At 38.0% G+C, this 20,364-nt stretch carries 14 protein-coding genes, 24 tRNA genes and 3 rRNA genes; 39 read left to right on the top strand and 2 right to left on the bottom strand.

Translation table 11 applies throughout. The features are described from left to right. Nucleotides 1–147: 147 nt before the first annotated feature. The 30 genes from PYW35_RS04445 (at nt 148) to PYW35_RS04590 (ending at nt 9,328) form a co-directional block, all read left to right on the top strand. Nucleotides 148–1,703: ribosomal RNA gene (locus PYW35_RS04445) — 16S ribosomal RNA — on the top strand. A gap of 94 nt (nt 1,704–1,797) precedes the next feature. After that, a tRNA-Ile gene (locus PYW35_RS04450) sits at nt 1,798–1,874 on the top strand. Nucleotides 1,875–1,896: 22 nt separating this feature from the next. Continuing rightward, nucleotides 1,897–1,972: transfer RNA gene (locus PYW35_RS04455), tRNA-Ala, on the top strand. A gap of 178 nt (nt 1,973–2,150) precedes the next feature. Then, nucleotides 2,151–5,077, top strand: a 23S ribosomal RNA gene (locus tag PYW35_RS04460). 88 nt (nt 5,078–5,165) lie between these two features. Beyond that, a 5S ribosomal RNA gene (gene rrf, locus PYW35_RS04465) occupies nt 5,166–5,280 on the top strand. The 16S, 23S and 5S rRNA genes sit together here with 23 tRNA genes alongside, the layout of an rRNA operon. Nucleotides 5,281–5,307: 27 nt before the next feature. Continuing rightward, nucleotides 5,308–5,383, top strand: a tRNA-Val gene (locus PYW35_RS04470). Nucleotides 5,384–5,389: 6 nt separating this feature from the next. After that, a tRNA-Thr gene (locus tag PYW35_RS04475) sits at nt 5,390–5,465 on the top strand. Nucleotides 5,466–5,474: 9 nt separating this feature from the next. Further along, nucleotides 5,475–5,550, top strand: a tRNA-Lys gene (locus PYW35_RS04480). Between the two features lie 3 nt (nt 5,551–5,553). Further along, a tRNA-Leu gene (locus PYW35_RS04485) sits at nt 5,554–5,635 on the top strand. A gap of 33 nt (nt 5,636–5,668) precedes the next feature. Next, a tRNA-Gly gene (locus PYW35_RS04490) sits at nt 5,669–5,743 on the top strand. 6 nt (nt 5,744–5,749) lie between these two features. Continuing rightward, nucleotides 5,750–5,838: transfer RNA gene (locus tag PYW35_RS04495), tRNA-Leu, on the top strand. Nucleotides 5,839–5,847: 9 nt separating this feature from the next. Then, nucleotides 5,848–5,921 (top strand) — tRNA-Arg (locus PYW35_RS04500). An 18-nt stretch (nt 5,922–5,939) separates the two neighbouring features. Next, nucleotides 5,940–6,013 (top strand) — tRNA-Pro (locus tag PYW35_RS04505). Between the two features lie 24 nt (nt 6,014–6,037). Next, a tRNA-Ala gene (locus PYW35_RS04510) sits at nt 6,038–6,113 on the top strand. Nucleotides 6,114–6,133: 20 nt separating this feature from the next. Further along, nucleotides 6,134–6,207, top strand: a tRNA-Met gene (locus PYW35_RS04515). Between the two features lie 36 nt (nt 6,208–6,243). Beyond that, a tRNA-Ile gene (locus tag PYW35_RS04520) sits at nt 6,244–6,317 on the top strand. Between the two features lie 12 nt (nt 6,318–6,329). Beyond that, a tRNA-Ser gene (locus PYW35_RS04525) sits at nt 6,330–6,422 on the top strand. Nucleotides 6,423–6,450: 28 nt separating this feature from the next. After that, nucleotides 6,451–6,524, top strand: a tRNA-Met gene (locus tag PYW35_RS04530). 14 nt (nt 6,525–6,538) lie between these two features. Then, nucleotides 6,539–6,614: transfer RNA gene (locus PYW35_RS04535), tRNA-Asp, on the top strand. Nucleotides 6,615–6,633: 19 nt separating this feature from the next. Beyond that, nucleotides 6,634–6,706: transfer RNA gene (locus PYW35_RS04540), tRNA-Phe, on the top strand. 14 nt (nt 6,707–6,720) lie between these two features. Further along, a tRNA-Thr gene (locus PYW35_RS04545) sits at nt 6,721–6,796 on the top strand. A 7-nt stretch (nt 6,797–6,803) separates the two neighbouring features. After that, a tRNA-Tyr gene (locus PYW35_RS04550) sits at nt 6,804–6,887 on the top strand. A gap of 13 nt (nt 6,888–6,900) precedes the next feature. Then, a tRNA-Trp gene (locus PYW35_RS04555) sits at nt 6,901–6,974 on the top strand. A gap of 2 nt (nt 6,975–6,976) precedes the next feature. Beyond that, a tRNA-His gene (locus tag PYW35_RS04560) sits at nt 6,977–7,049 on the top strand. Between the two features lie 16 nt (nt 7,050–7,065). Next, nucleotides 7,066–7,137, top strand: a tRNA-Gln gene (locus PYW35_RS04565). 6 nt (nt 7,138–7,143) lie between these two features. Then, a tRNA-Cys gene (locus tag PYW35_RS04570) sits at nt 7,144–7,218 on the top strand. A 394-nt stretch (nt 7,219–7,612) separates the two neighbouring features. Then, the gene (locus PYW35_RS04575) at nt 7,613–7,927 is read left to right on the top strand and encodes an ArsR/SmtB family transcription factor (RefSeq protein ID WP_026023294.1); all 315 of its coding nucleotides are present in this window, start codon (nt 7,613–7,615) and stop codon (nt 7,925–7,927) included. A gap of 87 nt (nt 7,928–8,014) precedes the next feature. Next, a complete protein-coding gene (locus tag PYW35_RS04580) occupies nt 8,015–8,443 on the top strand; it encodes a DMT family transporter (protein WP_016912969.1) in 429 nt (142 codons plus the stop codon). An 11-nt stretch (nt 8,444–8,454) separates the two neighbouring features. After that, nucleotides 8,455–8,958: a DMT family transporter gene (locus tag PYW35_RS04585; RefSeq protein WP_016912968.1), complete on the top strand. Its 504-nt coding sequence runs from the start codon at nt 8,455–8,457 to the stop codon at nt 8,956–8,958. A 285-nt stretch (nt 8,959–9,243) separates the two neighbouring features. Then, nucleotides 9,244–9,328: transfer RNA gene (locus tag PYW35_RS04590), tRNA-Leu, on the top strand. 45 nt (nt 9,329–9,373) lie between these two features. Here the strand turns inward: PYW35_RS04590 and PYW35_RS04595 are convergent. Next, nucleotides 9,374–9,589, bottom strand: coding sequence for a hypothetical protein (locus PYW35_RS04595; RefSeq protein WP_016912967.1), 216 nt, complete (start codon nt 9,587–9,589; stop codon nt 9,374–9,376). Nucleotides 9,590–9,649: 60 nt separating this feature from the next. After that, nucleotides 9,650–10,615, bottom strand: a complete 966-nt coding sequence (locus tag PYW35_RS04600; RefSeq protein WP_103323125.1) for a LacI family DNA-binding transcriptional regulator — start codon at nt 10,613–10,615, stop codon at nt 9,650–9,652. 84 nt (nt 10,616–10,699) lie between these two features. Here PYW35_RS04600 and PYW35_RS04605 point away from each other — a divergent pair, with 84 nt between their 5' ends. The 9 genes from PYW35_RS04605 (at nt 10,700) to queG (ending at nt 20,363) form a co-directional block, all read left to right on the top strand. Further along, nucleotides 10,700–11,041 (top strand): nuclear transport factor 2 family protein, encoded by a 342-nt coding sequence (locus tag PYW35_RS04605; RefSeq protein WP_016912965.1) that lies wholly within the window; start codon nt 10,700–10,702, stop codon nt 11,039–11,041. Nucleotides 11,042–11,159: 118 nt separating this feature from the next. Then, a complete protein-coding gene (locus PYW35_RS04610) occupies nt 11,160–12,212 on the top strand; it encodes a PTS sugar transporter subunit IIC (protein WP_103323124.1) in 1,053 nt (350 codons plus the stop codon). A 333-nt stretch (nt 12,213–12,545) separates the two neighbouring features. Continuing rightward, complete coding sequence (locus PYW35_RS04615) at nt 12,546–13,544, top strand: D-2-hydroxyacid dehydrogenase (RefSeq protein WP_103323123.1); 999 nt, start codon at nt 12,546–12,548, stop codon at nt 13,542–13,544. Nucleotides 13,545–13,640: 96 nt separating this feature from the next. Beyond that, nucleotides 13,641–15,104 carry an ABC transporter substrate-binding protein/permease gene (locus tag PYW35_RS04620; RefSeq protein ID WP_103323122.1) on the top strand — a complete coding sequence of 488 codons (1,464 nt, stop codon included), beginning with the start codon at nt 13,641–13,643 and terminating at the stop codon, nt 15,102–15,104. Continuing rightward, nucleotides 15,097–15,822, top strand: a complete 726-nt coding sequence (locus PYW35_RS04625; RefSeq protein WP_016912871.1) for an amino acid ABC transporter ATP-binding protein — start codon at nt 15,097–15,099, stop codon at nt 15,820–15,822. The genes PYW35_RS04620 and PYW35_RS04625 overlap by 8 nt, the downstream gene beginning before the upstream one ends. 26 nt (nt 15,823–15,848) lie before the next feature. Then, nucleotides 15,849–16,883: an N-acetyl-gamma-glutamyl-phosphate reductase gene (gene argC, locus PYW35_RS04630; RefSeq protein ID WP_016912870.1), complete on the top strand. Its 1,035-nt coding sequence runs from the start codon at nt 15,849–15,851 to the stop codon at nt 16,881–16,883. Nucleotides 16,884–16,898: 15 nt separating this feature from the next. Then, nucleotides 16,899–18,137, top strand: a complete 1,239-nt coding sequence (gene argJ / locus PYW35_RS04635; RefSeq protein WP_016912869.1) for a bifunctional glutamate N-acetyltransferase/amino-acid acetyltransferase ArgJ — start codon at nt 16,899–16,901, stop codon at nt 18,135–18,137. Between the two features lie 14 nt (nt 18,138–18,151). Then, nucleotides 18,152–18,913, top strand: coding sequence for an acetylglutamate kinase (gene argB, locus PYW35_RS04640; RefSeq protein WP_103323121.1), 762 nt, complete (start codon nt 18,152–18,154; stop codon nt 18,911–18,913). Between the two features lie 322 nt (nt 18,914–19,235). Next, complete coding sequence (gene queG, locus PYW35_RS04645; protein WP_016913149.1) at nt 19,236–20,363, top strand: tRNA epoxyqueuosine(34) reductase QueG; 1,128 nt, start codon at nt 19,236–19,238, stop codon at nt 20,361–20,363. Nucleotide 20,364 lies beyond the last annotated feature (1 nt).

Below are 20,364 nucleotides of genomic sequence, written 5' to 3' on the forward strand. Positions count from 1 at the left end.
GTATAATTGATTCTTGTAGCGGTTAAAATGAACATTGAAAACTGAATGACAATATGTCAACGTTTAATTCCGATAATTGAGTACTGAAAGTACTTCAAAGAGTGATTGGCTCAACCAATCAAAGATGAGCTAATCAAGCTTACTTCTATTATGGAGAGTTTGATCCTGGCTCAGGATGAACGCTGGCGGCGTGCCTAATACATGCAAGTCGAGCGAACAGATGAGAAGCTTGCTTCTCTGATGTTAGCGGCGGACGGGTGAGTAACACGTGGGTAACCTACCTATAAGACTGGGATAACTCCGGGAAACCGGGGCTAATACCTGATAATATTTTGAACCGCATGGTTCAATAGTGAAAGACGGCTTCGGCTGTCACTTATAGATGGACCCGCGCCGTATTAGCTAGTTGGTAAGGTAATGGCTTACCAAGGCGACGATACGTAGCCGACCTGAGAGGGTGATCGGCCACACTGGAACTGAGACACGGTCCAGACTCCTACGGGAGGCAGCAGTAGGGAATCTTCCGCAATGGGCGAAAGCCTGACGGAGCAACGCCGCGTGAGTGATGAAGGTCTTAGGATCGTAAAACTCTGTTGTTAGGGAAGAACAAATTTGTTAGTAACTGAACAAGTCTTGACGGTACCTAACCAGAAAGCCACGGCTAACTACGTGCCAGCAGCCGCGGTAATACGTAGGTGGCAAGCGTTATCCGGAATTATTGGGCGTAAAGCGCGCGTAGGCGGTTTCTTAAGTCTGATGTGAAAGTCCACGGCTCAACCGTGGAAGGTCATTGGAAACTGGGGAACTTGAGTGCAGAAGAGGAGAGTGGAATTCCATGTGTAGCGGTGAAATGCGCAGAGATATGGAGGAACACCAGTGGCGAAGGCGGCTCTCTGGTCTGTAACTGACGCTGATGTGCGAAAGCGTGGGGATCAAACAGGATTAGATACCCTGGTAGTCCACGCCGTAAACGATGAGTGCTAAGTGTTAGGGGGTTTCCGCCCCTTAGTGCTGCAGCTAACGCATTAAGCACTCCGCCTGGGGAGTACGACCGCAAGGTTGAAACTCAAAGGAATTGACGGGGACCCGCACAAGCGGTGGAGCATGTGGTTTAATTCGAAGCAACGCGAAGAACCTTACCAAATCTTGACATCCTTTGATCGCTCTAGAGATAGAGTCTTCCCCTTCGGGGGACAAAGTGACAGGTGGTGCATGGTTGTCGTCAGCTCGTGTCGTGAGATGTTGGGTTAAGTCCCGCAACGAGCGCAACCCTTAAGCTTAGTTGCCATCATTAAGTTGGGCACTCTAGGTTGACTGCCGGTGACAAACCGGAGGAAGGTGGGGATGACGTCAAATCATCATGCCCCTTATGATTTGGGCTACACACGTGCTACAATGGATAATACAAAGGGCAGCGAAACCGCGAGGTCAAGCAAATCCCATAAAATTATTCTCAGTTCGGATTGTAGTCTGCAACTCGACTACATGAAGCTGGAATCGCTAGTAATCGTAGATCAGCATGCTACGGTGAATACGTTCCCGGGTCTTGTACACACCGCCCGTCACACCACGAGAGTTTGTAACACCCGAAGCCGGTGGAGTAACCTTTTATTAGGAGCTAGCCGTCGAAGGTGGGACAGATGATTGGGGTGAAGTCGTAACAAGGTAGCCGTATCGGAAGGTGCGGCTGGATCACCTCCTTTCTAAGGATATTACGGAATGACCATTAGGTCATGGGATTAGCGTGGACATATTGTATTCAGTTTTGAATGTTTACTTAACATTCAATTTAAGAATGGGCCTATAGCTCAGCTGGTTAGAGCGCACGCCTGATAAGCGTGAGGTCGATGGTTCGAGTCCATTTAGGCCCACCATTAAAATTTAATTACCCAATTAGGGGGCTTAGCTCAGATGGGAGAGCGCCTGCTTTGCACGCAGGAGGTCAGCGGTTCGATCCCGCTAGTCTCCACCATAATTTTTTATTGCACATTGAAAACTAGATAAGTAAGTAAATAGATTTTACCAAGCAAAAAACCGAGTGAATTTCTAACGAAATTCAACAAGCTTAATAATCGCGCGTCGTCTTTTTAGACGACATCACAGATTAATAACAGTTATTTTCTTAAACATTTATGTATAAGAAAATATTAGATTAAGTTATTAAGGGCGCACGGTGGATGCCTTGGCACTAGAAGCCGAAGAAGGACGTTACTAACGACGATATGCTTTGGGGAGCTGTAAGTACGCTTTGATCCAGAGATTTCCGAATGGGGAAACCCAGCATGAGTTATGTCATGTTATCCACATATGAATACATAGTATGTGAGAAGGCACACCCGGAGAACTGAAACATCTTAGTACCCGGAGGAAGAGAAAGAAAACTCGATTCCCTGAGTAGCGGCGAGCGAAACGGGAATAGCCCAAACCAACAGGCTTGCCTGTTGGGGTTGTAGGACACTCAACACGGAGTTACAAAGGAAATAATTAGACGAATGGCTTTGGAAAAGCCAACCATAGAAGGTAAAAGTCCTGTAGTCGAAAGTTATTTCTCTCCTGAGTGGATCCTGAGTACGGCGGAACACGTGAAATTCCGTCGGAATCTGGGAGGACCATCTCCCAAGGCTAAATACTCTCTAGTGACCGATAGTGAACCAGTACCGTGAGGGAAAGGTGAAAAGCACCCCGGAAGGGGAGTGAAATAGAACCTGAAACCGTGTGCTTACAAATAGTCAGAGCCCGTTAATGGGTGATGGCGTGCCTTTTGTAGAATGAACCGGCGAGTTACGATTTGATGCAAGGTTAAGCAGTAAATGTGGAGCCGTAGCGAAAGCGAGTCTGAATAGGGCGAATGAGTATCTGGTCGTAGACCCGAAACCAAGTGATCTACCCATGTCCAGGTTGAAGTTCAGGTAACACTGAATGGAGGACCGAACCGACTTACGTTGAAAAGTGAGCGGATGAGGTGTGGGTAGCGGAGAAATTCCAATCGAACTTGGAGATAGCTGGTTCTCTCCGAAATAGCTTTAGGGCTAGCCTCAAGTGGTGATTATTGGAGGTAGAGCACTGTTTGGACGAGGGGCCCCTCTAGGGTTACCGAATTCAGACAAACTCCGAATGCCAAATAATTCAACTTGGGAGTTAGACTATGGGTGATAAGGTCCATAGTCGAAAGGGAAACAGCCCAGACCACCAGCTAAGGTCCCAAAATATATGTTAAGTGGAAAAGGATGTGGCGTTGCCCAGACAACTAGGATGTTGGCTCAGAAGCAGCCATCATTTAAAGAGTGCGTAATAGCTCACTAGTCGAGTGACACTGCGCCGAAAATGTACCGGGGCTAAACATATTACCGAAGCTGTGGATTATCCGTAAGGATAGTGGTAGGAGAGCGTTCTAAACGTGTCGAAGCATGATCGTAAGGACATGTGGAATGTTTAGAAGTGAGAATGCCGGTGTGAGTAGCGAAAGATGGGTGAGAATCCCATCCACCGATTGACTAAGGTTTCCAGAGGAAGGCTCGTCCGCTCTGGGTTAGTCGGGACCTAAGCCGAGGCCGATAGGCGTAGGCGATGGATAACAGGTAGATATTCCTGTACCACCTATGATTGTTTGAACGATGGGGGGACGCAGTAGGATAGGCGAAGCGTGCTGTTGGAGTGCACGTCCAAGCAACAAGACTGAGTGTTAGGCAAATCCGGCACTCGTAAGGTTGAGTTGTGATGGGGAGCTGGATCATGTATCCGGCGAGTCGTTGATTTCACACTGCCAAGAAAAGCCTCTAGTTAGAAAATAGGTGCCCGTACCGCAAACCGACACAGGTAGTCAAGATGAGAATTCTAAGGTGAGCGAGCGAACTCTCGTTAAGGAACTCGGCAAAATGACCCCGTAACTTCGGGAGAAGGGGTGCTTTTTAGGGTGCAAGCCTTGAAGAGCCGCAGTGAATAGGCCCAAGCGACTGTTTATCAAAAACACAGGTCTCTGCTAAACCGTAAGGTGATGTATAGGGGCTGACGCCTGCCCGGTGCTGGAAGGTTAAGAGGAGTGGTTAGCTTCTGCGAAGCTACGAATCGAAGCCCCAGTAAACGGCGGCCGTAACTATAACGGTCCTAAGGTAGCGAAATTCCTTGTCGGGTAAGTTCCGACCCGCACGAAAGGCGTAACGATTTGGGCACTGTCTCAACGAGAGACTCGGTGAAATCATAGTACCTGTGAAGATGCAGGTTACCCGCGACAGGACGGAAAGACCCCGTGGAGCTTTACTGTAGCCTGATATTGAAATTTGGCACAGCTTGTACAGGATAGGTAGGAGCCTTAGAAGCGTGAGCGCTAGCTTACGTGGAGGCGCTTGTGGGATACTACCCTGGCTGTGTTGACTTTCTAACCCGCACCATTTGATCATGGTGGGAGACAGTGTCAGGCGGGCAGTTTGACTGGGGCGGTCGCCTCCTAAAGAGTAACGGAGGCGCTCAAAGGTTCCCTCAGAATGGTTGGAAATCATTCGCAGAGTGTAAAGGCACAAGGGAGCTTGACTGCGAGACTTACAAGTCGAGCAGGGTCGAAAGACGGACTTAGTGATCCGGTGGTTCCGCATGGAAGGGCCATCGCTCAACGGATAAAAGCTACCCCGGGGATAACAGGCTTATCTCCCCCAAGAGTTCACATCGACGGGGAGGTTTGGCACCTCGATGTCGGCTCATCGCATCCTGGGGCTGTAGTCGGTCCCAAGGGTTGGGCTGTTCGCCCATTAAAGCGGTACGCGAGCTGGGTTCAGAACGTCGTGAGACAGTTCGGTCCCTATCCGTCGTGGGCGTAGGAAATTTGAGAGGAGCTGTCCTTAGTACGAGAGGACCGGGATGGACATACCTCTGGTGTACCAGTTGTCGCGCCAGCGGCATAGCTGGGTAGCTATGTATGGACGGGATAAGTGCTGAAAGCATCTAAGCATGAAGCCCCCCTCAAGATGAGATTTCCCAACTTCGGTTATAAGATCCCTCAAAGATGATGAGGTTAATAGGTTCGGGGTGTAAGCGCAGTAATGTGTGTAGCTGACGAATACTAATCGATCGAAGACTTAATCAAAATTTTTAAATCGGTTTTTTAGCCGTAAAATCTGCTTACTATCTAGTTTTGAATGTGCAATACATTCTAATATAGTTTTTACTATTTGTCTGGTGACGATAGCAAAGAGGTCACACCTGTTCCCATGCCGAACACAGAAGTTAAGCTCTTTAGCGCCGATGGTAGTTGGGCTTACGTTCCGCGAGAGTAGGACGTTGCCGGGCAAATAATAAAAAATACATATTTTAAATGGAGAATTAGCTCAGCTGGGAGAGCATCTGCCTTACAAGCAGAGGGTCGGCGGTTCGAACCCGTCATTCTCCACCATTTAAAGCCGGCCTAGCTCAACTGGTAGAGCAACTGACTTGTAATCAGTAGGTTGGGGGTTCAAGTCCTCTGGCCGGCACCATGTTTTTTAGAGCCATTAGCTCAGTTGGTAGAGCATCTGACTTTTAATCAGAGGGTCAGAGGTTCGAATCCTCTATGGCTCACCATTAGCGGGTGTGGCGGAACTGGCAGACGCACTAGACTTAGGATCTAGCGCCGCAAGGCGTGGGGGTTCGACTCCCTTCACCCGCATTATTATTAATATGATTTACAGCATTTAATTTTGCAGAAGTAGTTCAGCGGTAGAATACGACCTTGCCAAGGTCGGGGTCGCGGGTTCGAATCCCGTCTTCTGCTCCATTATTTGCCGGGGTGGCGGAACTGGCAGACGCACAGGACTTAAAATCCTGCGGTAAGTGATTACCGTACCGGTTCGATTCCGGTCCTCGGCACCATATTAATATGCGCCCGTAGCTCAATTGGATAGAGCGTTTGACTACGGATCAAGAGGCTAGGGGTTCGACTCCTCTCGGGCGCGTAATGACCATTTTGGTTACGGGAAGTAGCTCAGCTTGGTAGAGCACTTGGTTTGGGACCAAGGGGTCGCAGGTTCGAATCCTGTCTTCCCGACTCTTTAAAAGTTTCATGTTAAATGGGGGCTTAGCTCAGATGGGAGAGCGCCTGCTTTGCACGCAGGAGGTCAGCGGTTCGATCCCGCTAGTCTCCACCATTTAAAATTAATATTATTACGGCGGCGTAGCTCAGCTGGCTAGAGCGTACGGTTCATACCCGTGAGGTCGGGGGTTCGATCCCCTCTGCCGCCATTTAAAATTTTGAATATGATACATATTTTAAATTTTGGACCTTTAGCTCAGTTGGTCAGAGCAAACGGCTCATAACCGTTGGGTCGCAGGTTCGAGTCCTGCAAGGTCCATACTTATATATTGGAGGAATACCCAAGTTCGGCTGAAGGGATCGGTCTTGAAAACCGACAGGGGCTTAACGGCTCGCGGGGGTTCGAATCCCTCTTCCTCCGCCATTATATTTGTCAAATAACTTTATATTATCGCGGGATGGAGCAGTTCGGTAGCTCGTCGGGCTCATAACCCGAAGGTCGGTGGTTCAAATCCACCTCCCGCAATTATTATTTTTTTAGGTCCCGTGGTGTAGCGGTTAACATGCCTGCCTGTCACGCAGGAGATCGCGGGTTCGATTCCCGTCGGGACCGCCATTTTTAAAAATTAATGTATGGCTCAGTAGCTCAGTCGGTAGAGCAAAGGACTGAAAATCCTTGTGTCGGCGGTTCGATTCCGTCCTGAGCCATCTTTTAACATTATGCCGGCCTAGCTCAATTGGTAGAGCAACTGACTTGTAATCAGTAGGTTGGGGGTTCAAGTCCTCTGGCCGGCACCATCTATCGGGAGGGGTAGCGAAGTGGCTAAACGCGGCGGACTGTAAATCCGCTCCTTCGGGTTCGGCAGTTCGAATCTGCCCCCCTCCACCATCATTATTTTAATAGGGGCATAGTTCAAAGGTAGAATAGAGGTCTCCAAAACCTTTGATGTGGGTTCGATTCCTACTGCCCCTGCCATGGCGGTTGTGGCGAAGTGGTTAACGCATCGGATTGTGGTTCCGACACTCGTGGGTTCGATTCCCATCAGCCGCCCTTAATTTTTTATTAATGGGCTATAGCCAAGCGGTAAGGCAACGGACTTTGACTCCGTCACCCGCTGGTTCGAATCCAGCTAGCCCAGTAGTCAGGCGGCATAGCCAAGTGGTAAGGCAGAGGTCTGCAAAACCTCTATTCACCGGTTCAAATCCGGTTGCCGCCTCCATTAATAATTTGCGGGAGTATTTCAACTCTTAGAATACATTCCTTCCCGGAATGAGATATAGGTGTAAATCCTATCTTCCGCTCCATTTTCATAATTAAATATTAATATGCGGGAGTATTTTAACTTTCAGAATACATTCCTTCCCGGAATGAGATATAGGTGTAAGTCCTATCTTCCGCTCCATTATTTCTTCCATTGGGAAGATTTTTTTATTTATATAAGTAATTTTTGAGCAATCTTTAATAATATAATCTGTTATGTACAATAAATAAACTTAATATAGATAAAAGGCGATACGACAAAATGAGTCGTATCGCCTTTTTAATTTGATATTATAAACAGTGTTTAAAAGCATATCATTGACATATCGAGAAAAGACGATATAATAGGGCTTATGGAATATATAAATATGTTTAAAGCATTATCAAACGAAACACGGTTGAATATTTTGAAATGGTTAAAAGATCCTGAAGTGAATTTTCCAAAACAAGGAGCACATTTACCAAAAGGGGTGAGTCTTAAAGGCGGAGTGTGTGTAGGTGATATACAGGAAAAAGCAAATGCTTCTCAGTCTACTATTTCTCAATATTTAACTATTCTACAGAATGCTGGGCTATTAGAGTCTGTTCGTTATGGACAATGGACATACTATAGAAGAAACGAAGAGACGATTAAAGCTTTAGCTAGAGCTATTGAAACAGAAATTTGAACTTTTAAATTTCTGTTTATTATTTTCTGTCTTATATCGTGATATTTAGATATTCAAATATATAATTATTTAAATAGGAGGATTTGCATGAAAGTTTTTATTTATATTATAGCTATATTAGCTGGCTCAGTGCTTAGTTTTGAAAGTGCTATATACGGAAAATTGGGTGAGAACATAGGTCAACTAGAAACGAGTTTTTACAATTTTCTTATGGGTACTTTAATTTTAGGTATTCTAGTACTATTTTTTGGTAAAGGAGAAATGTCGTTTGTTCCTAAAGCGCCTAAATGGTCTCTACTCGGTGGTATACTAGGCGTTATTTATCTTACAGTAATCGTTGTCAGTGTTCCATTTGTGGGCGTTGGCATAACAATGACTGCTGTTATAATTGGTCAATTAATCATGAGTATGGTTGTTGAACATTTTGGTTGGCTTGGAATTGAAAGAACGAGAGTAAACAAAGAAAAAATATTTGCAGTTATCGCAATGGTGATTGCACTTATATTAATATATTAGGAGGGAATATAATGAGTGTTATAATGGTTCTACTTACTTTAGTAGCAGGGATTACATTAAGTGCGCAATCATCAGTTAACGGCACTTTAAGTCGTAAAGCAGGGACTTTAGAGACAACATTTTTAACGTTTTTAACAGGTTTAGCATTTCTATCGATCATCATTATTTTCTTCGGACAAGGGAATGTTTTAGGTATACTACATGCACCTAAATGGCAATTAAGTGCCGCATTTTTAGGTACGTTGTATCTGCTGCTTTCTGTAATAGCAGTTACAAGAATTGGAGTAGTAGCAACGAATATTTCTGCGATAATCGGACAATTAACGATAGGTATTATAATAGATCACTTTGGGTGGTTTGATAGTTTAATTATTTCTTTTGATATAAAAAGATTTTTTGCACTTTTATTTATGGGTGTAGCATTGTATTTTATTTATAAAGGTAACATGCGCTCTAATAATGAAAAAAAGGCAATATATAATAAAGAAATGGCATCTAATATTGAAAACATTTAGCTATAAAAATATTATCTAATTCGAGAGTTTGGGACATAAATATCCTAGAAACTTAAAAAGGACAGAAATTCATTGTTAAAATTGAATTTCTGTCCTTTTTCTTATAAAATCTTTTGTGTAAAATTGCTATAAACACGAATTTAATGCGGTTTGTAGCAGAAAAGTATTGACGTTAAATACGCTACATATTATAATGAGGATACGCGTTTTGGTCAGGAATTCGAGTAATCCTATGTGATTATTTAGACTTTTATGCTTACATAGTCGCTAGTAGTAGCGTTTTATGCCGGTGTGGTGGAATTGGCAGACACGCGGGACTCAAAATCCCGTGTCCGTTGAGGACGTGTCGGTTCGAACCCGACCACCGGTACTTATATAAAAAACCTTAAACAATTTTGTTTAAGGTTTTTTTATTTTAAAGTTTTATAATATAATCAATTCTTTGATCTTTGTACATTTTATTTCTTGTCATTACTTGTGGTATATCGTATTTAGCTTTCATCTTAATTGCTTTAGATAAGCTTTCATCTGCGCATGCTACAATGTCAATATTGCTTGTGTGTTGAAGAATTTCTACATATATTTCTGAAGTAATGTTACACCCATCAATGCCAACTTTTTGTATATTCATTTAAATTACCCCCTAAGATATGTGATTGAGTAAAGGATAATCTATGAAATGCATTTCATGTCAAATATTAATATTTTTTACTGATTGTCTTGCTATTAAACGTGTTTCAAATAATTGATTGCTTACAGATTTGTCATAAAGTTGATTGAATAGACTTTTTCCTATGTTTATAAGAGGTATTTCTATTGTTGTTAAGTTGAGTAACTTTGAAATTTTATGGTTTTCAAATCCTATGATTGATAAGTTTTCTTTTAAATCATCATTTAAACTTAATAACAAACCAGCTGCAGTATTATCACCTGAGACTACGATGGCGGACGGGGGATTTAGTGATTTTTGAATTTCCTTTGATAAATCGTAACCATCTTCTAATAATACATAATTTTCATATATATTGTTGTCATTATAAGTGAGTGATTTTTCTATACAAAAATCTTTATAAGCAGCAATTCTTTCTATAGAGCTAGTGCTCTTTTTTCTATTAATAGCACATGAAATGTTTCGATGCCCATGTTCGTATAAGTGATTTAACGCTGTAAGAAATGATTGATAGTGATCGATATAGGATGTACGTAGTTTCGAATGTGTTATATTTTCAAAAATTGAAATAGGTCCATATTCAATATATTGCTCTATAATCGTTAAAGATATATTTCTAGAACATATGATTAATGCGTCTAATTGCTTCAACTTTAACATTTCTAAAGCATCAATTTCTTGATCTGTATCATAAGATGTTTGGAAAAGGACTATTTTTTTATCTAATTTAATTGCTTCTTCTGATATGCCTTGTATAAGTTGTGAAAAGTATGGATGATTTGAAAAAGGTATGACAACACCTATTAAGTTTGTTTTGCCCCTTTTTAAATGTATAGCGTTTATATTAGGGATATAATTCATTTCATCTATAATTTGAAGAACTCTATTTCTTTTTTCTTCGTTTACATAAGGGTGGTTATTAATGACTCTCGAGACGGTACTCGGAGAGACACCAGCTTTTCTTGCAACTTCTTTTAGATTTGTCATATAGATACCCCCTCATTTATACTATGTATGATACTAATAGTTTAGCATATTAGGTTAAGTTATTATTTAAAATTTATAGAGTAGGTGACATTTATTAAACAGCAATTTTATGAACTAGAGATTTCTCATTTAAACGCGAATAATCGTGAAGATAAAGATATTATATTAAATCTTCTTGATGAAAATTTTAAAGAAATAGGTAAGTCAGGTAAAATTATTAAAAAGAGTGATATTGAAAATAACTCATTACATACTTTTGAATATAAAATCAGTGAATTTGTAACTGAAAAGATTCAAAAGGGTATTGTATTAGTTACATATAAGTTATTCAATGAAACAGATAATGTGACAACGAATAGAAGTACTTTGTGGATTAGAAAAAATTCAGAATGGAAAATGAGATTCCATCAAGGAACTATTATATAAATAAAATGGAATGACTACTGATTTTAGTAGTCATTTTTAGGTTTGAAAATTAAAATGTGATTGTCTAAAATTTTAAACTCATATATGATGAATACATATTTAAATATGGAGGAATTTTATGGATAAACGGTTCACGGTAAAGGAATTTTTCTTTAACATATTAAATGGTATTGGCGTTGGAATTGTGATAGCGCTTATACCTAATGCGATACTTGGTGTTTTATTTAGTTATTTAGCACAGTTTCATCCAGTACTTGAAATGTTTAATCAAGCATTGTTACTCATGCAGTATGCTATGAGTTTTATCATAGGGATAGTTGTTGCTAATCAATTTAAGTTTCAAGCTACAGATGCAGTAATGATCGGAGCAGCCGGTTTAATTGGTTCTGGTGCTGTAAAAGTTCAAAATGGACAATTCATGTTTGTTAGTATAGGTGATGTCGTCAATTTAATCGTTGTATTAATCATAAGTTGTTATTTAATGATTAAATTAAAAGGTAAATTTGGTTCTTTAGATATGTTGATTTTACCAATTATTATTTCTGTAATAAGCGGATTTATAGGAATGCTTACATTACCGTATGTCAGTAATGTAACTAAAGGAATAGGAAAATTAATAGAGCATTTTTCAACTTTGAATCCATTGCTCATGTGCATACTGATTGCAATAGCATATGCTTTATTGATGGTAACACCTATTTCCGTAGTAGCTATTGCAACAGCAGTAGGGTTAGAAGGACTTAGCTCAGGTGCCGGTAATATGGGTATTGTTGCTGCATGTGTAACGTTCTTGATGGGATCTTGGAAAGTGAATGATAAAGGTATTAATATCGTTCTGATAGTCGGTGCTGCAAAAATGATGATTCCAGTGTACTTTAAAAATCCTATTATAATAGTACCTTTAATGATTAATGGATTAATGAGTGGATTGTTAACATACTTTGTAGGTATAAAAGGAACACCAATGTCTACTGGTTTTGGATATACAGGATTTGTAGGCCCGGCGAATGCTTTAAAATATATGGACGGCTCGTTAGCCTTAAATATCGTGATTTTAACATTTACATACTTTGTTATACCGTTTGTGTTTGCATACATTGTGCATAGAATATGTTTGAAGTTGTTACCAAAATATTATCAAGAAATATTCTTATTTAAAGAAAATGCATAAAATAATAGATCTCTTCATTAGGTTATAGACTAGTGAAGAGATCTTTTTTTATTTTGAAATCTTACGATTTTGCTCGTGCATGCTTGCCTAGGGTATGGTTCGAGCCTGTAGTCTCTCTCGCATACTATTCCCCCGGGCGTCAGCACTTTGCAAAATCGTGAGGAAATATTATAAAGATTTTTTGCTATTTATCATGTGGAGCATGACTTGATAAAATCACGGGCTCTATTGATTAAATTGTAAGAATATTATGAAAAATGGATTGTTTGTTTTCATAAAGTGATGTAAAATTAATCATTATTATTAATTTAGGTATTGAAAGGAAGTTATGCTATGCGCTTTAAATTATTTAATGTAAGAGAAGATGAAAAGGCGTTTGCTTATAATTGGGGCGAATCAAATGGACATGAAATTGTGTGTACTGACGAGGATTTGACGTTAGATAATATAGAGACTTTAAAGACTTTTGATGCTGTAAGTACACAACAACTTTTTAAGTTTGATGACGGAATATATGAAGCGCTTAAAAATGTAGGAATTAAACAGATTGCTGGCCGTGCTGCTGGATTTGATATGTTTAATCTGTCTGAAGCTTCTAAACATGGAATTAAGATTACTAATATACCTTCTTATAGTCCTAATGCTATCGCTGAATTTGCAGTGTGCAGAGCTTTAGAGCTTATTCGAAACATTAATAAAATTAATAAAAAAGTCAATAATCAAGATTTTACATGGAATGAATCTGTTATAGCAAAAGAGCTAAGAAATATGACCGTGCTTATTATAGGTGTCGGAAGGATAGGGAAAGTTTCTGCACAGCTATTTAGTGGGTTTGGTGCAAAAGTTATAGGATATGATCCATACGATCAATCTTTAGATAGTATAACGTATGTTCAAAGTTTAAATGAGGCTTTATCAAAAGCAGATATCGTAACGCTTCATGTACCGGCTAATGAAGAAACGACACATCTGATAAATGAAGAAACAATTCGATTTATGAAAAATGGTGCACATTTAGTTAATACATCAAGAGGTGCAATTGTAAGTACAAATGATCTCTTACATGCATTGAATATCGGCAAAATACATAGTGCAGCGTTAGATGTATATGAGCATGAATTCGAATATTTTTCATATGATTATACAGATAAAAAAATAGAAGATGCTGTTTTGAGAGAATTGATAAATCGAGAAGATGTATTAATTTCACCACACATTGCTTTTTATACTAATATAGCGGTTAAAAATATGGTTGAAATTGCTTTAGATAGTGCATTAAATATAATTACACAAGGTTATAGTGAAAACGAGGTTATACTTAATGAAGTATGAATGAATAACCATTCATACTTTTTTATAAAAACAGGTTGCATAAAATTACATAAATGCGTATAATAATGAATATTATTAATCCGGGAGGTAACAACTTTGAAAAGAAATTTATTTGTAAAAGTAGTAATTGCAACTATTTGTTTACTACTTACTATCCCATATTTAGTCCCCATACAGTCACAAGCCTCAGAAACAGATCAATGGGATAAGGCAAAAGAACGTGGCGAGTTGAGGGTTGGTTTATCAGCAGATTATGCACCTTATGAATTTGAGCACACTAAAGATGGAAAACGTGAATATGCTGGTATAGATATAGAACTTGCCAAAAAAATCGCGAAAGATAATGACATCAAACTCAAAATTGTGAATATGCAATTTGATAGTTTATTAGGTGCTTTAAAAACCGGGAAAATTGATATGATTATTTCTGGTATGGCGCCAACTCCTGAGAGAAAAAAAGAAGTAGATTTTTCTGATGATTATATGGAAGTTAATCAACGATTGATTATACAGAAAAAAAATAAAGATAAATTAAAGACAGTTGAAGACTTCAAAGGAAAAATGATTGGTGTCCAAAAACAGACTACTCAAGAAGAATTAGCTAAATCTGAAATGCCAGATTCACAGATTAGTTCATTAACAAGAGTACCTGAAGTTATTATGTCACTTAATTCAGGAAAAGTTGACGGGATGATTATTGAAGGTCCTGTAGCAGATGCATATTTAGAGAAGAATCCTAATTTAACTTATTCAGATGTTCAATTCTCTGATGCAGATAAAACAACTGCTATTGCTTTACCTAAAGATTCACCAGAGTTAATGAAAAGAGTTAATAAAAGTGTGAAAGACGTTCGTGATCATAATTTAATCAAAGATTATAAAGATAAAGCAACAGAAGCCATGTTCGATGACGGTTCATTCTTCAGTAAATATGGTTCGTATTTCTTACATGGTGTTGGCATTACAATTTTATTATCATTCTTAGGTGTTGTAGCTGGTGCACTTATTGGTTGTTTCTTTGCATTAATGAAGTTAAGCAACAGTAAAATTTTAAAAACAATTGCGTCAGTATATATAGAATTTATAAGAGGCACACCGTTATTAGTTCAAGTGTTCTTAGTGTATTTTGGTACGACAGCAGTATTAGGTTTAGATTTATCCGCGCTTATTTGCGGTATTATTGCACTCATTATTAACTGTAGTGCATATATTGCAGAAATCATTAGAGCTGGAATCAATGCAGTTGATAATGGTCAAATGGAAGCAGCAAGATCTTTAGGTTTAAATAAATCTCAAGCTATGAAAAAAGTTATTATGCCTCAAGCGATTAAAAATATACTGCCTGCTTTAGGTAATGAATTTGTAACAGTTATTAAAGAATCATCTATCGTGTCAGTTATAGGTGTTAGTGAATTAATGTTTAATGCACAAGTTGTTCAAGGTGCATCATTCGATCCATTTACACCATTGTTAGTAGCGGCAGTATTGTACTTTATTTTAACGTTTACGTTATCTAGAGTGATGTATTTTGCTGAAAGGAGGTATAGTGTCAGTGATTAAAGTGAATGATTTACACAAAACATTTGGTAAAAATGAAGTATTAAAAGGTATAAATTTAAATATTGAAAAAGGCGAAGTCGTCGCGATAATTGGACCCTCAGGTAGTGGTAAAAGTACGCTATTAAGATGCTTGAACTTATTAGAAGAACCTACTTCAGGACAAATCATTTTTGATAACAATGATTTAACAAATACTAAAGGTGCTAAGTTAGATCAATTAAGACAAAAAATGGGCATGGTGTTCCAAGGTTTTAATTTGTTTCCTCATAAAAAGGTTTTAGAAAATGTCACGTTAACACCTTTGACATTAAAAAAAGGAAATAAAGCTGAATTAGAAGAACAAGCTCATCAATTGCTTAAAAAAGTTGGCTTAGAAGATAAGTCAGATGTTTATCCATCTAAACTTTCTGGAGGTCAAAAACAACGTGTGGCAATTGCTAGAGCGTTAGCGATGAATCCTGAAGTTATTTTATTCGACGAACCGACTTCAGCACTTGATCCAGAAGTTGTAGGAGAAGTATTAAGTGTTATGAAAAATTTAGCAAAAGAAGGTATGACAATGGTAGTTGTCACCCATGAAATGGGCTTTGCTAAAAATGTGAGTGATCATGTCATTTTTATGGATGAAGGAATTGTTCAAGAAGAAGGTACACCTGAACAGATTTTTGACAATCCACAAAATAGTAGAACGAAACAATTTTTATCTAAAGTATTGTAATACTAAAAAATAAAAGAGGTGTTTTCGTGTTAGAAATAGGTATAGTCGGCGGAAGTGGGTATGGCGCAATAGAATTAATGAGATTACTCAATCAACATAAAGAAGTGAAAATTAAATATGTGTTTTCACATTCTAAGTCTGGGGATGACATTAAGGAAACATACCCCCATTTACAAGACAATATTAATGTACCATTTTCTAGTTTAGATGTTGATAAAGTAGATTGTGATTTAATATTTTTTGCTACGCCATCAAATGTAAGTAAACATTTTATTCCTAAATTAATAAAGCGAGGAATAAAAGTCATTGATTTGTCTGGGGACTTTAGGTTGAAAGACCCCGCAGTGTACGAAAAATATTACGGTGAAAAGCCTGCTGAACAAAGTGTTCTTGATGAAGCGGAATATAGTTTAGCTGAGTGGTCAAATATAAATAAAAACTCGACTAACGTTATCGCAAATCCGGGTTGTTTCCCAACTGCAATTTTACTATCGTTACATCCGCTTTTAGAAAACAACTTAATAAATAAAGAATCTATCATTATTGATGCTAAGACTGGCGTTTCTGGTGCAGGAAGAAGTTTGAGTCAAAATGCTCATTTTGGAGAAGCGAACGAGAATTTTTCTGCATATAAAATAGGTACACATAAACATACGCCAGAAATAGAGCAATACTTATCACAAGTTTCCGGATCAGACATAAAAGTGATGTTTACGCCACATCTTGTTCCAATGACAAGAGGTATATTGGCAACTATTTATGTTGACTTGAATGAGCATATGACAGGAGAGGCACTATATAATTTATACAGTAAAATCTATGAAGAAAAACCATTTGTTCGTATTCGAGCATTAGGAGAACTTCCGAAAACTAAAGAAGTATTAGGAAGTAATTTTTGCGATATCGGTATTTATGTTGATGAAGAAAGAAATAAAGCAGTTATCGTAGCAGTTATAGATAATTTAGTAAAAGGTGCAAGTGGTCAAGCAATACAAAACATGAATATTTTATATGGATTTAACGAAAATGAAGGATTAAATTTATTACCAGTATACCCTTAGAAATGGAGGAATTTGATGTTAGAAGAAACTAAACAATTAATCGACACTGAAATGACAGTAATCGAAGAAGGTGATGTTGCAACTCCCAATGGCTATGTTGCAGGAGGAATCCACGTCGGCTTACGTAGAGAAAAGAAAGATTTTGGTTGGCTATTTTCATCAGTTCCAGCCAATTGCGCAGCGGTATATACACAAAATGCTTTTAAAGCTGCACCATTACAAGTAACTGAAGAAAGTATTAGTGTTGATAACAAGCTATCTGCTGTAGTGATTAACTCTGCAATCGCAAATGCTTGTACAGGTCATAGAGGTATAGAAGACGCTAAACAAACTCAAAAATGGGTTGCATCTAAGTTACAAATTCCTGAGCATCATATTGGAATTGCTTCAACAGGATTAATCGGTGAATTTTTACCAATGCAAAAAATAGAATATGGTGTTAATAATATAGATATTCAAAATGATTCTAATTCTGAAGACTTTAATGAGTCTATTTTGACTACAGATAAAGAAACTAAACATATAGCGGTACAAGTGACTATTGATGATGAAGTCATTACTATAGGTGGTACTTGTAAAGGTTCAGGAATGATACATCCAAATATGGCTACAATGTTAGGATTTATGACGACTGATGCAAATGTAGAAGTTGAAGATTTAAATAGTTTATTAAAAGAATCTGTTGATGAAACTTTTAATATGATAACTGTTGATGGTGATACGAGCACAAATGATATGGTTATACTTTTAGCGAATGGACAAAGTCATAATCAACCTTTAACGAAGCAACATCCAGAATGGAATAAGTTTGCAAAGGCTGTTCAATATGTAAGCCAATATTTAGCACAGAGCATTGCTAGAGATGGTGAAGGTGCAACAAAATTAATAAAAGTGAATGTTACCGGTGCTAAAACAAAACAACAAAACAACGTCATTGCTAAGACAATTGTTGGTTCTAGTTTAGTTAAGACAGCTATTCATGGTGCCGATCCTAACTTCGGTAGAATCGTGACCTCTATCGGGTATGCAGATCACACAATTAATCCAAATGAAATAGATGTGTGGTTATGTGGTCATTTATTAGTCAGTAAAGGAATGAATGTCTCTTTTGATGAGCTAGATTTAAAAGCTAAAATGGAGCAGGACACGATTGAAATCTGTGCAAAAATTGGCGATACACCACATAAATCAACAGCATTTGGATGCGACTTATCTTATGAATACGTAAAAATTAATGCATTATATAGAACTTAATAGGAGGTCTTTAAGTGAAGTATGCAGTAATTAAAATTGGTGGCAGTATCTTAAACAATTTAAGTCAGACGATAATAGAAGATATTTTAACTTTAAAAAAAGAAAATTATGTCCCAATCATTGTTCACGGTGGTGGTCCATTTATTAATAAACAACTTAGTAAAATGGGCGTAGAAAGTAAATTTGTAGATGGCTTACGCGTGACGGATGATGAAGTGTTACGACAAACTTCTAATACATTGATAGGTGAAGTGAATCCTCAAGTTGTTTATCAAATTAATCAACATGCACCTATAGCTATTGGCGTAAACGGAATAGACATGAACTTATTTGATATTGAACCACTTCATTCTAAATATGGTTATGTTGCTGAATGTTCTTCGGTTAACAAAGATGCCATTGAACAAATTTGTTTGTATAGCATACCTGTGGTTGCGCCTATTGGTATCGATAGAAATAGCGGTCAACGTTACAATATTAATGCAGATAGTTTAGCATATAAAATTGCGAGTGAAATGAAAGGTGATTTATTTCTCATTAGTGATATACCAGGGGTACTGATTAAAGATGAAGTAAAATCAAATTTAAGTATTAATGATATCAACAATTATATTGAAACGACTGAAATTTATGGTGGTATGATACCAAAAGTTACAGGAGCAATAACAGCAATAAAAGATGGTTGTAAAAGTGTGAAAATAATCCCTGGCGCTTCTGAACATGCATTGTTGAAAAGTTCAATTTCTAATAAAGTAGGTACTACTATTACATTATAAGAAAAACGACTTTGTAATAGCACAATCCATATACTAAGAGTTTGGGACATAAATCCCAACTTAAAATAAATCACCCAATCCGTTGTAATCATTTTCGGATTGGGTGATTTTATAAAGTGCTGACGCCCGGGGGAATAGTATGTGAGAGAGACTACAGGCTCGAGCCATACCCCAGGCAAGCATGCACTTTACAAAATCATTATAGTTTAGGACATTTATGGCCCAGACTCTTTTTTTATTTGCTCAAATAATAGTTATAGCAAAAATTCTCTTTTAAATATGTTAAAATATATAAGCATGTTTGATAGTGAGGTGAATAAATTTGAATTTAGATCAATTGAAGCAAGAAGTGATAGAATACGCACATTCTATAGGTATCGATAGTATTGGATTTACAACTGCAGATCCATTTGATGAACTTAAACAGAAATTAGAAGATTATCATTCAAAAGGATATGCTTCTGGTTTTGAAGAAAGTGATATTGAATTAAGAACTGTGCCAAAGCTCTCTTTACCATCTGCAAGATCTATAATTGCAATTGCTGTAGGTTATCCTAATAAATTAAAAGGCGCACCTAAAAGCGTTAAAGGTGATAGAAGAGGTATGTTTGCACGAGCTTCATGGGGTCAAGATTATCATACTATTATGAGAAATCGTCTAGATAAACTCAGTTTATTCTTACAAGAAAAAGTTCCAGATGTAGAAGTGAAATCAATGGTCGATACAGGTGTATTATCAGACCGATCAGTTGCAGAAAGAGCAGGACTTGGTTTTGAAGGAAAGAATGGTTTTATTATTAACGAGGAATTAGGGACATGGAGTTATTTAGGCGAAATGTTAGTAAGCATTCCATTTAAACCTGATGATCCAGTTATCGACAGCTGCGGTGATTGCAATATATGTGTAGACAGATGTCCTACAGGTGCATTAGTAGGAAATGGACAGCTTAATAGCCAAAAATGCATTAGCTTTTTAACGCAAACTAAAGGCTATTTAAAAGATGAATATCGCTATAAAATTGGGAACAGATTATATGGGTGTGATACATGCCAACAAGTATGTCCTAGAAATAGAGGGATTAATACAGAACATGATGATATCATTTTGGAACCTGAAGTATTAAAACCTAGATTAGTTCCATTATTAAAAATGTCTAATAAAGAGTTTAAAAACACATATGGTCATTTAGCTGGTGCATGGCGTGGAAAAAAACCGATTCAAAGAAATGCAATTATTTCGCTTGCGCATTTTAATGAAGAAAGTGCAATTCCTGATTTGAAAGATGTCGCACTAACAGACCCAAGACCAATGATCAGAGGTACAGCATTTTGGGCAATTGGTCAAATACAAGGTGAAGAAGCAAGACCATTTATAATGTCCCACTATGAGCGTGAAATAGAAGAAGTACAAGAAGAAATGATAAAAGGATTAGAGATTAGGAGAAAATAAA

The organism is Mammaliicoccus vitulinus, assembly GCF_029024305.1.
Lineage (GTDB): Bacteria > Bacillota > Bacilli > Staphylococcales > Staphylococcaceae > Mammaliicoccus > Mammaliicoccus vitulinus.